At 34.5% G+C, this 14923-nt stretch carries 9 protein-coding genes; all 9 read left to right on the top strand.

What is annotated here, in order from left to right:
• Nucleotides 1–41: 41 nt before the first annotated feature.
• Nucleotides 42–3074 (top strand): TonB-dependent receptor, encoded by a 3033-nt coding sequence (locus ABI657_RS12455; protein ID WP_348097592.1) that lies wholly within the window; start codon nucleotides 42–44, stop codon nucleotides 3072–3074.
• Between the two features lie 11 nt (nucleotides 3075–3085).
• Complete coding sequence (locus ABI657_RS12450) at nucleotides 3086–4687, top strand: RagB/SusD family nutrient uptake outer membrane protein (protein WP_348097591.1); 1602 nt, start codon at nucleotides 3086–3088, stop codon at nucleotides 4685–4687.
• A 1-nt stretch (nucleotide 4688) separates the two neighbouring features.
• Entirely contained in the window at nucleotides 4689–6326 is a 1638-nt protein-coding gene (locus tag ABI657_RS12445) for a glycoside hydrolase (RefSeq protein ID WP_348097590.1), read from the top strand.
• Nucleotides 6327–6474: 148 nt separating this feature from the next.
• Nucleotides 6475–8898: a sugar-binding domain-containing protein gene (locus tag ABI657_RS12440; RefSeq protein ID WP_348097589.1), complete on the top strand. Its 2424-nt coding sequence runs from the start codon at nucleotides 6475–6477 to the stop codon at nucleotides 8896–8898.
• 481 nt (nucleotides 8899–9379) lie between these two features.
• Nucleotides 9380–10045, top strand: a complete 666-nt coding sequence (locus tag ABI657_RS12435) for a response regulator (RefSeq protein WP_348097588.1) — start codon at nucleotides 9380–9382, stop codon at nucleotides 10043–10045.
• 228 nt (nucleotides 10046–10273) lie between these two features.
• Complete coding sequence (locus tag ABI657_RS12430; protein ID WP_348097587.1) at nucleotides 10274–10921, top strand: Crp/Fnr family transcriptional regulator; 648 nt, start codon at nucleotides 10274–10276, stop codon at nucleotides 10919–10921.
• A gap of 655 nt (nucleotides 10922–11576) precedes the next feature.
• Complete coding sequence (locus tag ABI657_RS12425) at nucleotides 11577–12245, top strand: response regulator (RefSeq protein WP_348097586.1); 669 nt, start codon at nucleotides 11577–11579, stop codon at nucleotides 12243–12245.
• 866 nt (nucleotides 12246–13111) lie between these two features.
• On the top strand, nucleotides 13112–14083 hold the full coding sequence (locus tag ABI657_RS12420) for a hypothetical protein (RefSeq protein ID WP_348097585.1): 972 nt from the start codon (nucleotides 13112–13114) through the stop codon (nucleotides 14081–14083).
• A partial coding sequence (locus tag ABI657_RS12415; protein ID WP_348097584.1) for a GEVED domain-containing protein occupies nucleotides 14055–14923 on the top strand: 869 nt, incomplete at its 3' end. The genes ABI657_RS12420 and ABI657_RS12415, both read left to right, overlap by 29 nt.

Raw genomic sequence — 14923 nt, 5'->3', positions numbered from 1 at the left:
TATAGTCTTTGTTATAACATTAATAAATAAAATAGCTAAATATGAAATTTAAATATATATGGTTTTTTATTGCCTTATTATGCAGTGCTGCATCATTTGGGCAAATAACAATCAAAGGGACTGTGAAGGATAAAGGTAATGTGCCAATTCCGGGAGTTAATGTAATTGTTAAAGGAACTTCTAATTCAACAGCATCTGATTTTGATGGAAAGTTTTCGATTTCTGTTCCTAATAAAACTGCTCAGATCGAATTTTCTTTCATTGGTTTTACAACTAAATTAGTTGATGCCGCAGATCAAACTACTATCGACGTAATCATGGAAGAATCCAGCCAGAGTTTGGATGAAATTGTGGTTGTAGGTTATGCTTCTGTTAAAAAGAGCGATGTAACCAGTTCTATTTCTTCAGTAAAAGGAAAAGAACTTCAAACTATGACCGTTGGTAATGTTACTGAATCTTTGCAGGGGAAAGTAGCGGGAGTTCAGGTTACAGGGCAAGGTGGTCCTGGCGCACAGCCGAGGGTTTTGATTCGTGGTATTTCTACAATAAACCTTAGTACAGATCCGCTTTATGTGGTGGATGGTATTCCGATGGGAACCAGTATTAACTTTTTAAGCAATAACGAAATTGAATCGATGGAAGTATTAAAAGATGCTTCTGCAAGTGCTATTTACGGTTCACGTGCATCTAATGGAGTTATCCTGATTACAACAAAAAAAGGAAAAGCAGGAAAAACAAGATTCACTTTTGATTTGAGTTCCGGTTTCCAAATCATGGAAAATCCGTATGATATGGCAAATGCTGAAAGCTATGCTACTATTATGAACACGGCATATAATAATTCGGGTTATGCAGATTATTTGTCAAATCCCTCTCAATACAGAGGAAAAACTACTAATTGGTGGGATGCCGGAATTAGAAAGGGCGCTCCTGTAACAAATGCTTCTTTAGGCGTTTCCGGAGGTTCAGATAAACATACCTATTCTGTCAGTCTGAATTATTATGACTCAGAATCTATGTATGGAATAGGAGGCTGGGAAAGAATTACAATGAGAATAGCAAATGAATTTAAATTCTCAGATAAATTCTCAGCAGGAGTTACTTTGAACCCGCGTTATGAAAGTTGGGGAAATCCTGGAAACTGGGCTGATTTTGATAAAATCGATCCAATTACACCAATTTACAAACCGGCAGATCAATTAACCGGTTTAGAAAATGAATACAGTATTTATGCACGTTCCCCTTCATATGTGTGGAATCCTGTTGCTGCTGTAAAAAGATACGATGATTATACAGACCAGTACAACTTAAATACCAATGGTTATTTGCAATATACGCCTGTCAAAGGTTTGGTATTTCGTACGCAGGCTTCTATTGAAGTAGGCAATAAAGTACAAAGCATATTCAAACCGGATTTTATCATAGATGCTGCTCATGAAAAAGCTGAAATTAACAGCGTTGAAAGAAGAGCGACTACAAATAATGACTGGACATGGCAGACTATTGCAACGTATTCCAAATCATTTGCAGAGAAACACAATGCTTCCCTGATGATTGGTAGTACTATGGAAGAATATAATGGCAATGATGTTTGGGGTTACGGCGAGGGTGTGCCTAACAACTCAGATTCTATGAGAGAAGTAAATGCAGCAACTAAAAACCGTGATAGCGAAGGGAACAGCTGGTCAAGTTCTGTGATGTCTTATCTGTCCCGTTTTTCATATAATTACGATGGCAAATATTATTTTACAGGTACTTTCAGACGTGACGGTTCCTCTAAATTTATGGCAAATAACAAATGGGCGAATTTCCCTTCTGCTTCCGTATCCTGGAGAATTTCAAATGAAGGTTTTATGGAGAACACCAAAGAGGTAGTAAATGATCTTAGATTCAGGGCAGGATGGGGTAGAGTAGGAAATCAGGGTTTGCCAGATGCAGTTTATCAGTCGAAAATTAAGCAGGGTTTTTATGTTATCGGAGATAATATTGTAGATTCAACCTATCCTGATACGATGGCCAATAAAGATATTAAATGGGAAACAGTGGAAGATATCAGTTTTGGACTTGATTTTGGATTATGGAATAATAAACTTTCAGGTTCATTAGAATACTACCAAAAGAAAACAAATGATATGTTATTCAAGAAACAGTTTCCAACATACAGCGGTTTTCCGGGTTATTCTACAATTTGGACAAACATAGGTTCCATGCAGTCCAATGGTATTGATTTATTACTTTCTTATAAAGATAAAAAAGGCGATTTCTCTTATGGTGTAGACCTGACTTTTACTACAGTAAACGTTGAAATGATGTCATTATCATCTGAAGGAGAAAGACTTTACGGGGCAGGAAACAGAACCCTGACTGTAAAAGGCGAAGTGCCGGGTTATTTTTACGGATATGTAGCAGATGGCTTGTTTCAAAATCAAACCGAACTAAATTCCCACACTGATGAACACGGAACCAAATTACAGCCGTATGCAAAAGCAGGTGATATCCGTTTTAAGGATATAAATGGTGATGGCAAATTAGACGATAAAGACAGGACAAAAATCGGTTCTCCGTGGGCAGATTATAATGTGGGTCTGAATTTTAATTTTGCTTACAAACAATTTGATTTGGTGGCTAATTTTTATTCAAGCATTGGAAATGATATTGTTAACGAAAATGTGAAAGATTTGTATAATGGCGCAAGTTTAACAAACAAAGTAAGCGGATTAGATCAAATGGCATGGCACGGAGAAGGAACTTCAAATTATGTCCCTCGTTTGTCTAAAGATGACAACAACGAAAACTATTCTAAGTTCTCTTCATTTTATGTAGAAGATGGTTCGTTTGTGCGTATGAAAAACCTTCAGGTTGGATTTTCATTCTACAATAAATTTGGTTTAGACAAATTAAGATTGTCATTGTCAGGTCAGAATTTATGGACATGGACAAAGTACTCAGGAGTTGATCCAGAAGTAGCTGGAGGCGATCCTAAACTAGATGACAGAGTTAAAGGATCAGGTTTTGGAGGATGGAACTATCCGGTTCAGCCAACCATTTTGATGGGGCTTAATGTAGCATTTTAATAATAAAAGACATGAAAAAAATAATAGTATCAATAATAGCTCTTTCTTTATTTGCAGTTTCCTGTGATGATTTTATTGAAAAAGAAGAAAGAGGAACTCAAACATTAGAAAACTACTTTCAAACAGCGCAGGAGTGTGAAAATTATACCAATGAATTAACGCAAAGATTATTACTTGCTAAGAATTGGTATGATTTGGTGGCGCCAAGGGTTACAAATGAAATGGCTACAGATGATGCCTGGATGGGAAATACCGGTCAGGACAATTCTGCTCACAGGCCTTGTTCGCAATATATCGTTACTCCGGATAACATGGGGGATATGAACAGTATTTACACAGCACATTATTATACGATTCAATCGGCAAATATTGGTTTGGAAAAAATGGCGGAATCACCAATTACTGATTCCCAGAAAAATCAGTACATGGGAGAATCATTGTTCGTTCGTGCGTATTGCTATTATGAATTGGTAAATCTTTTTGGAGATGTCCCATTATATACAAAATCTTTGGGAACAGGTGATTTAAAATTACAGCGTAGTCCTGCAACTGAGGTATATGCACAAATTGAAGCCGATCTTAAAGAATCTGCAGCAAAACTGGAAAATATTCCGGTAGCCAGAAATGGTAGAATAAACAAATGGGCTGCTTATGCTTTGTTGGCTCGTGTATCTTTATTTCAGGAAAAATGGGCTGAAGCAAAACAATATTCCAATAAGGTAATTACAGAAGGTCCTTATTCACTGGAAGAAAATTTCCTTAACATTTGGAATGTAAACAATCATAACGGTAAAGAATCTATTTTGGAAGCTCAGTCTTCATCAATACAAAATGAAAGTTTAGGGTCTGCATTGCCAACTTTGTCAGGAGCAAGGGGAGAAGACAAGAAAAATTTCCCAAGTAATGATGCTCAGGATGTTCTTGACGGATGGGGATGGTGTATGCCAACCAGCGATTTGGAAAATGCCTATCTTTCTGAAAATGACGAAATTCGCCGCAGAAGCACCATTACAAAATGGGGAGAAGCAGCTTATGGTGATGAGGTTCTGAATCCAACACATAAATTCAGTTTAAATGATAATAAATCAGGGCGTATTTGCCGTAAATATTATATTCCGATTGCAACGCGTCGTACTTTGGATAAAAAAGACGGACACTTGCCATTGAATATTCCATTAATTCGTCTGGCAGAAATGTATCTGACAAGAGCAGAAGCAAGTTATCACACCAGCGGAGATGCTTTGGCAGATATCAACATTATCAGAGATCGTGTTGATTTAGAACCTAAAACCGGAATTTCAGGTCCGACTCTTTTAAAACAAATTTACAAAGAGCGTCGTCTTGAATTGGCTTTTGAAGGATTGCGTTTGTTTGACATTCGTCGTGAAAAAGACCCTACTTCAGGAAAAAGGGTAATTGAAACTTTAATGGGACCAAACGGAACTTTTGTTCAATACAATCTGAATTCTACTGATCCTTATGAAACAACAAATACAAGAGAATCACAAGACAAGGGAATCAATTTTGACCCTTCTAAACATTTGCTTTGGCCAATACCTCAGTTAGAAAGAGATTTAAGTAATAATGTAATTACCCAAAACCCCAATTATTAAGATGAGATTTTATAACAATAATAAAGTAAGTCTGCTATGTGCAGGCTTGCTTTTCGCAAGTTCTTTATTCGTAAGCTGTGATTCTGAAAAAAATGACAATTCAAATTCAGAATCGACTACAACTGAACTGAATGTAAATCTGGATGCAAATCTTCAGACAATGGAAAGCTTTGGAGCATCAGATGCCTGGCAATGTAACTTTATTGGAAAAAACTGGCCTTCAGATAAAAAAAATAAAATGGCCGACTTGCTTTTCAGCAGAGATTTTGATGCAGAGGGAAATCCAAAAGGAATCGGTTTGTCTTTATGGCGTTTTAATTTGGGAGCAGGTAGCGCAGAACAAGGCGATGCAAGTGATATTACTGATGAATGGAGACGTACGGAATGTTTTACTACAGACGGAGTTAGTTATGATATGAGTAAACAAGCTGGTCAGATTTGGTTTATGAAAGCAGCTAAAGAGCGTGGTACCGAAAAATTATTAGCTTTTACAAATAGCGCACCAGTTTATTTAACTCAAAATGGTAAAGCACATGCATTTATAAAAGAATATTACAATCTTAAAGAAGGAAAAATGCCGGAACTGGCTGATTTCTGGGCGACTTCATTGGATAAATTAAAAACAGAACATGGTTTAACAATCGATTATGTGAGTCCGTTTAATGAACCCCAATACGAATGGGATGGTTCAGGCCAGGAAGGTTCTCCGGCGACTAATGGTAATATCTACAGTTTCGTGAATGTTTTATCATCAAAATTACAATCAAAAGGACTGAGCTCTCAGATTGTAGTGGGAGAAGGAGGATCTTATGAACCTTTATACCAAACTATTGCAGGAAAAGAAAACAGATCGAACCAGATTGATTATTTCTTTGGAGTTAATTCTACCAAAAATATTGGAGGTTTAAGCAATGTGAAGAAAACCATTTCGGCGCACAGTTACTGGCAGGCGTGGCCTTTAAGAGAGTTGGTAAATTCAAGAGAATTAGCTGCTGTAAGAGCGCAGTCTATTGGAGGATTAAGCCTTTGGTCTACAGAATATTGTGTTTTGGAAAGTCCGGGAACAGCAGAACTTCAGGGTGGAGCAGGTCCTGGAAGAGATTTAGGAATTTCATTGGCACTTTGGACAGCCCGTATCATCAGTACAGATATAGCGGTTGGAGGCGTGACTTCATGGCAGTGGTGGACAGCGATTAGCCGTGGTGATTACAAAGACGGATTAATTCACGTTGATAATGGCTCAAGTAATGGCGCAGGTGATGCAAACTATTGTAAAAATGACGGATTTATAAGGGATTCCAAAACACTTTGGGCTTTAGGAAATTTTTCTTTCTTTGTAAAACCGGGAATGATAAGAGTTCAAATTCCGAGTATAGATAACGCTAAAGCAGTAAATGATGTTATGGTAACGGCTTACAAAGATGTTGCTGCTAAAAAACTCGTAATTGTTGCAGTAAATATTAGTAAATCGGCAAAAACATACAAATTTAACCTTGCAGGAGGTGCTTTGGCAGATAATAAACTAATACCTTATATAACTTCAGAAACATTGAGTCTGAAAAAAGGAACCGCAGTTGATGCTGCGAATTTAGAAATTCCGTCAAGAGCAGTTGTGACTTATGTTGGGATTTATAAATAATGTATTCATAAAAAGAATAAAAAAATACTGTTTGAGATTTTAGAGTATTGTCAAAACTAAAAAAGCAATACTTTACAGTTGTAATATAAGTTGCAGTAACCTTAAATTTGAAACAAAAATAGATTCATAATAATAAAAATTAATTAAAGTGTTTACAAAAAAGATCTTATTGCCTGTATTTCTCTTTTCATGTGTCTCGGCTTTCAGCCAGATTTCGTTTGGAGAGTCTAAAAAAATTAATGACAACTGGAAATTCAATCTTCAGGAAACTCCGGATGCAAAAAACACAGCTTTTGACGACAGTAAATGGCAAAAGATAAATGTGCCTCATGACTGGAGTGTAAAAGGGCAGTTGAGTCCAACATTAGCGAGCTGCACGGGTTATTTGCCAGGAGGAATTGGCTGGTATCGAAAGTCAATCAATATTCCGCAAAACAAAGCCGGCGAAAAAGTGTATTTGTATTTTGAAGGCGTTTACAACCGAAGCGAGGTATTCATCAACGGACATTCTTTAGGAAAACGTCCAAACGGATATATTTCTTTCGCTTATGATGCGAGTCAATTTGTAAAATATGGAGGAGAAAATACGATTTCAGTTCGTGTTGATCACAGTCAGAGTGCCGATTCGAGGTGGTACACAGGTTCAGGAATTTACAGAAACGTCTGGTTAGTATATGCAAACCCGGTTCATATTGCGCAATGGGGTGTTTATGCATATCCCGAAGTTAGTAAAGGAACCGGAACTTTGAATGTTGAGGTTGAAGTAGAAAACGGTTCTGCATTAAAATCAACTCTTACAGTGGTTAACGAATTGATTTCGAAAGACGGAAAATCCGTTGCAAAAGCTTCTTCTAAAGTTGACGTTGCAGCCAAGCAAAATGGAAAGGTTTCTGTAAAGATGAATGTAAAAAATCCTCAGCTATGGGATTTAGAGCATCCAAATTTATATCAGCTTAAAACAACTGTATTGAAAGATGGAAAGCAAATAGATCAAACAGTTACGAAAACGGGTTTCAGGGATTTTACTTTCGATCCGAATAATGGTTTTGCCCTTAACGGAAAATGGATGAAAATGAAAGGGGTTTGTTTACATCACGATGCAGGAGTTTTAGGTTCTGCAGTGCCTCGTGAAGTTTGGGAAACCAGATTGAAAACATTGAAAGAAATTGGTGTAAACGCTATTCGTACGAGTCATAATCCACAGGCACCTGATTTTTATGAACTTTGTGATGAGTTAGGAATATTGGTACTTAATGAAGCGTACGACGAATGGGAATTCCCGAAACGCAAATGGCTGGAAGGCTGGAATTATGGAACTCCCGGATTTCAAGGGACGTTTGATATTTTTGCCGACTATGCCGAAAAAGACCTTGAAGATTTTGTGCGTCGTGACAGAAACCATCTTTCGGTTTTTGGCTGGAGTATTGGTAACGAAGTAGATTATCCAAACGATCCGTATTCACATCAGGTTTTGGACAAAGGAAAAGATGGTTTTGGACAAGCGAATTATGGAGGTTACAAAAAAGACGCTCCGGATGCTATGCGTTTGGGAGCAATTGCAAAACGTTTGGTTACGGCAGTAAAAAAATACGATAAATCCCGCCCAACAACGGCAGGTTTAGCAGGGGTTGCAATGTCTAACGAAACAGAATATCCAGGTGCTTTAGACATTACTGGGTACAATTATACAGAAAGTAAGTATAAATCAGATCACGAGAAATATCCAAACAGAGTGATTTTTGGAAGTGAAAATGTTCACGATATGGAACCCTGGCTGGCAGTAAAAAACAACAAGCATATTTTCGGACAGTTTTTATGGACAGGAATTGATTATTTAGGAGAATCAGGAAGATGGCCTTCGAGAGGATTTTACTCAGGTTTGGTTGATTTTGCAGGAATAATCAAGCCAAGAGGATATTTCCGTCAGTCATTATGGTCGGATAAACCAATGGCTTACATTGGAACTTATCCTTTAAAAAATGAAAAAGACATTTCGAAAGATGCCTGGGCAATCTGGAATTATACACAAGGACAAAAAATCCGTGTAGTCTGTTATACCAATGCTGCAAAAGCACGATTGGAATTAAACGGAAAAGTAGTAGGCGATACAAAATCATACGATGAGAAAACCGGAATTATGTATTGGGATATTCCTTTTGCTTCAGGAAAATTAGAAGTAATTGGTTTAAGCAAGGAAGATAAAGAAGTTAGCAGATACGACATTAACACAACTCAACAACCTGTTGAATTAACGACTGCTGATACCAATATTACAATTGCCAAAGACAAAGGTGTAGCTAAAATTTTGGTTCAGATAAAAGACCAAAAAGGATTGCCGGTAATGCTATCGGATAACGAAGTAACCTGCACAATCAGCGGTCCCGGAACTTTGTTAGGACTTGAAGCCGGAAATAACAGCGACATGACAGATTACACAGACAATGTTCAAAGAGTGTATCACGGTCATATTGCGGCGTATGTTCAGGCAAACGGAGATTCTACAGAGCCCATCAAAGTTACTTTTACTAGTCAATGGTTAAAACCTGTTGAAGTTACCGTTAATATAAGATGAGAATTAGTTAGTTTTTTTTAATTGCCAATAAACCTGTCTGCTTTTGGTTGCAGATGGGTTTATTATTTCTATCAGGAAATTTTACAAACTTAATTACTTTCCCCTAATTCTTTTATTAAAATTGATGTTGTCTCATGTTTTTTTGAAATACCTGTTGCATGAATCTTTATTTATTTTAAGTTTAAAATTATATTTTTCTTCAGTTTTTGGTAAGGGATTAAAAATTCCCAATTCTATAATACGCATAATTTGTTACGAAAATAAGGACGCCAATTAGTAATTATTCCATGGTTAAAATGACCAGGAATAAACAATTATTATTTTTGAAAAAAAAGTGATTTCGAATTTGTCCCGCTATTTTTTCGAATTTGTCCCTTTTAAGAATAATTAATTATTATTACTTTGCATTTATTACTGGCTGAATATCAGTAAATTGTTTGTAAATATTTCATTTTTTTAATTTGTAACTCCTTATAACAATATGAATTATGAAATTTTGATTGTGGATGATTTACCAATAATTGTAGATGGCTATATTAACCTAATATCAGCAACTAACTTTCAAAGAAAACCAAATTTTATAAAGAGTTATAATTTTGAAGATGCCTACAACAAAATTTTTTTAAATATAAAGATCCAAGTAAACATTAATGTAGTTTTATTAGATACTAGCCTTCCTTCTTATAAAGAGTTTAATATTAATGATGGTGTTGATTTGGCTTTACTTATCAGAGAAAAGTTTGCAGATTGTAAAATAATTATTATTACACTCCAGAATGAACTCTTAACAGTGGACAGAATTATAAAAAAAATTAAACCTGAAGCATTCTTTTGTAAAAATGATATAACATCTGAATCATTTCCATTTATTTTTAAAAAAATTATCGATGGAAATATATACCAAAGTAAAACAATCATTGAGTCGCAAAAAGAGTTGTTTAAAAAAAATATAAATTGGGATGTTTATGATAATGAGATATTGATCTTAATTTCCCGTGGAGTAAAAACTACTAATCTGCCAGCCTACATTCCTCTTTCGATGAGTGCTATAGAAAAAAGAAAAGCTAACATAAAAGATCAGCTTTTAGAGGGAAAAGGCAGTGATAATGACCTGGTTAGTAAAGCTAAAAAAATGGGACTGTTATAAATTCAAGTTGCTTACACATCATTTAATAATTATAAAATAGACTTAACCTTTATCTGCTTTTTTGTAGATTCAGAACCTAAAAAACAGTATTTATAATAAACAGAGGCGATGGAATGGTACTGGTTAATTTTATTTATTTTAATTTCTATTTTTAGATTTTTTTTATAAGTAACAATTATATATTTGTCCCATAAAAACACCAAAACAAACAAGCATTTCAATCGGATTATGAATCATTTGAATCCCCAATCATGTCATAGTACTCCTGAACAGGCGGCAACACTTCTATATGTTTTCAATAGCGTTTATCCTATAAGTGAAGGTTCTCAAAAATTTCTTATCGAAAATACCTACCCTATAAAGTTAAGAAAGGGTAAAAAATTGCATAAATCAGGTGAGATTTGTGATATGATTTATTTTGTAAATAAAGGCGCAATTCGGGGTTATGTAAGAGATTGTAACAGGGAAGTTACCACATGGATTACGGTAGAGAATGAGTTAGTGGCCTCAATCCATAGTTTTATATTCCAAATACCAAGTGAAGAAAATATGGAAGCAATTGAAGATTCGGAGCTTTTGGGAATGAAACATTCTGACTTGCAAAATTTGTATGATCTTGAACCTGAATTTAATATAACTGCGCGACGCTTTTACGAAATACATTATGCCCAGGCAGAAATCAGGGCTTTAATGGGACGATTAAGCAAGGCCGAAATCAAGTACGAGTATTTTCTAAAAACTTACAAACACCTTTCTAATCGAATCCCTTTAAAATATATAGCCTCTTTTTTGGGAATTAATCTTGAAACCTTAAGCCGTGTTCGTAGTCAGATTCGTAACACATCTGAAAAAAAGAAGGATTTGATAATTAAATAATCAAATCCTTCTTTTTTTTAAATTATCATTTACTTCTGTTTTTTAATTGATATCTTATAAAATATCCCAATATGTTTTTTGGCATATTCTCTTTTTTAAACTATCAATTTGTAGACCTTTATTTTATTTGTAAGTAGATTCGTGATTTCTTTTAAAAGTAAAGTTTGACATTTGTCAAATAATTACTTCTGTTATTTTTGATAAATTCTATTCGATTTTTTTAAAGCTTTGTAAATTAGATTTTTATGTATTTTTTTTGATATTCAAAAAATTTGTTATTCTTCTTGCTATATCTTTTTAAGATCAAACTGTGAAAATTTAAACTATACTTTTATTGTACAAAAATCCAATATTGTACTTCAAAAATAATAGTTTATGAGAGAACTTTACAATTTGCTACATTTTTTATTTACCCTTTTTCAGATTCAAACCCTGACGTTTTTATTACGACTTGTAAATTCAATAATGCATATTTTCCCATAAGGCTTCCCTTTATAATTCTGACAAAGAAAGCATACAGCCTAGTATGTAAACAATTTTATGCAATAAGCTTTAATTAATTTAAATATTCCACAACGCTTTACCATTAAGCTGTGAGAACTATTTTGAGAATTATTGCATTTTTTTATTATTAACGATAAGCACTTTATAAAGTATGAATTATGAAATTATGATTGTAGATAATCTTCCAATAATTGTAGACGGGTATATTAATCTATTGTCAAAAACTGATTTTCAGCAAAACAAACCTAATTTTATTAAAAGCCATAATTGTCAAGATGCTTACAACCAAATATTTTTAAGTCTAAAACTACAAGTAAATATTAATTTAGCTTTATTAGATACCAGCCTTCCTCCTTATAAAGATTTCAATATTAATAATGGTGTAGATTTAGCCCTGCTAATTAGAGAAAAGTTTACAGATTGTAAAATAATAATTATTACAATGGAAAGTGAGCCCTTAACCGTAGATCGAATCATAAAAAAAATTAAGCCTGAAGGACTCTTTTCTAAAGATGAAATAACCTCTGAGTCATTCCCTTCTATTTTCAAAAAAATTATCAGTGGGAATATATATCAAAGTAAGACAGTCATAGAATCCCAAAGAGAATTATTTAAAAAAAACATAAATTGGGATATTTATGATAACGATATATTAGTATTACTTTCCCAAGGAGTTAAAACCATTAATCTTACAAGCTACATTCCTCTTTCTATGAGTGCTATAGAAAAAAGAAAAGCAAACATAAAAGATCAGCTGCTAGAGGGAAAAGGTAGTGATAAGGATCTAATTACTAAAGCAGAAAGAATAGGATTGTTGTAAATTCAGATTTATTCAAGCATTAATTGGATAAATAGTAAAAAAACAAAACTATTCATCTTGGAATTTGAAACTAAATACATTGTTGTTAAAGGACAAATTTGTTTTAGCCGAGTAAATCTCTTTTTTAATTTGTTTCGAGAATAAATTACACTTTTAAAACTTTTAAATTACCTCACATTTTACTTTTTTCCTATTCAAATGTTATATGATCTGAATTAACTTCTTTAAGATCTTTTTATATGGTTCTGCTTCAAATGTTTGTAGCTCCTCAACAAACAAAATTCAAATATTTTCCTTCAAAACAAAATTTTTTAATTTCAATTTGTCAGGTTTAACTTCTAGATAATTGTTCACATGAAATTTGTTATTTGAAAATTACAAATTTTGAGATTACATTTTATTTTGATTGAATTATCAGAATCAGCTTGCAGAATATAAGTCCGTAATTTTTATTAAAAAAGTCCGTAATCTTTAGAAAAATATTACTGTTATTTTCGCTCAAATGGTTTTTACTTAAATGTTAAAAATTTAATATTTATAAGATTATTAATATAAAATAGAAAAATAGTTGATGAATTGACAATTTCTACAATGTTTTAGTAAGAAAAACGCTAAAAATAAATTATGTTTAAGATATGTTATTATATTGATTTTTACCCAAAACAAATACTGGTTTGCAGATAAAATTAAGTCCGGGTATCTCATAGTAATCATATTATTAATAAAATTAAATCAGGAGCTTCATCAGCTTCAAAGACTCTTAACTGTTTATTAGATTAATGGTTAATTATAAAATCAATTATAAGTTATACAATATCAAATTAGTGAATTGGCGTAACAGCTATATGAATCAAAAAAGTTAATTTATGAAAAAAAAATACTTTATTAAGTACTTATTGTTTCTTACTTTATTTATGATACATGCCGTAGCATTGGCACAATCTGCTTCAAAGGCTACAACTGGCACAGGTTTATATAAGGGTAAGATTTTTTGGATTAATTGGGATTTAAATAATAATTCATTACCCGGAGACCTTATTACAAACGGTACAGTAAGAACTTTTACAAGCCCTTCTGGAATAGTGTATAGAGCTACTATTTCGAATATTGTCCAGACAGTTACACCGGGTACTTTTTCAGGTGCAAATAATGATAGTTATGCTGGAAACAATATGCCATTTGGCTATGGTGATTTTAGTTCTAATAGCACAAAAGTTATTGGCCTTTCAAATATGCAAGGAGGAGCAGGGTCTGGTAACAAGGTGAATTTTAGAATTACAGTTACAGCAACATTGCCATCAGGAACTGTGATTAATGCTGCCGGATTAGCTATTGCAGGTTCAGAAAGTATGTCAGGTCCTGCGGAGTATTATCAATTGTCAGTACCAGTTGCTTCACCAGTGTTGCGTTATTTGGACAAGTATATTAGAAATAATATTTGGACAAATATGCTTACCCGATTAATTGTGTCTAATTCTGGAAGAACTGTCAGAGCTACCAATCCTGGCAGTGGTGAAAGTAGGGGTGATGCCCTTTTACTTGCGGAAGATGTGCCTTTTATTGATGTAGAATTAGCCGCCCTTGGCGGACAGCATGTTGCAGTTGGTGTTTTTGAAGAATTAGATTTTTCTGATGCGCCAGTTTCTTATGGCTCAGCTTACCATATTGTTAATTCAACCTTTACAGGAGGAAATTTTGCCGATGGAAATAAAGATTTAAGCACGACAACCAATATTTTAGATACTGACAAAGCTACATTAGTAGATCCATTACTATTAATTGATGTAGATACAGAGGATGCGGGTAATAATGCGGTTTCAGGAACAAACCCAAATTAGTGGTAATGATGATGAAGATGCTAGTATGAATTTTACCTGGTCAACTTGTTCAGCCACAATTAATATTAAAAATACAACCAGCACAGCAGCTAAATTGTATGTTTGGATTGATGCAAATAGGAATGGTGTATTTGACAATAATGAGTTAGCGACAAAAACTGTGCCTGTAGGAACTAATGGTAATGTAGTAGTTCCATTATCATCGATTAAGGGTTTAAATAATGGAACAAATTTTTATACTCGTATTAGATTATCTACTGATTTGGCACTTGCTCCAACAGGACTTGCTATTGATGGTGAAGTTGAAGATCACTGGGTTAATATCTCGCAGTCAATTATTACATCAGTAACAACTCCAGTTTGCCAGGGTAGTACATTATCGTTAAATGGAGTTGATGGAGCATCTACATATGCTTGGACTGGTCCAAATGGATTTACGTCGTCTTTAAAATCTCCAAGTATTCCAAATGCTCTAGTTGTTAATGCAGGTGTATATTCTTTAAAGATTACTACTGGAAGCGGGTGTGAATTTACAGAAAGTGTAACTGTTGCTTTCACCCCGATCCCTTCAGCACCGACAGCAACATCACAGATATTCTGCTCCTCGGAAGCCAAAAAGGTAAGCGATTTAGCCGCCTCAGGCACTGCGGTTAAATGGTATTCTGCTGCCACGGGCGGAACTTTATATGCCGGGACTGAGACGCTGGTTACCGGCACCTATTATGCGAGCCAGACAGCAAACGGCTGTGAGAGCGCCAGGACTTCGGTAGCGGTAACGATCACGGCAACACCAGCAGTTCCAACTGCCACCGCACAAACCTACTGCTCCTCGGAAGCTAA

This window comes from Flavobacterium sp., assembly GCF_039930565.1.
GTDB lineage: Bacteria > Bacteroidota > Bacteroidia > Flavobacteriales > Flavobacteriaceae > Flavobacterium.
The sequence above is the reverse complement of the archived record's forward strand: the minus strand, read 5'-3'. Positions and strand labels throughout refer to the sequence as shown.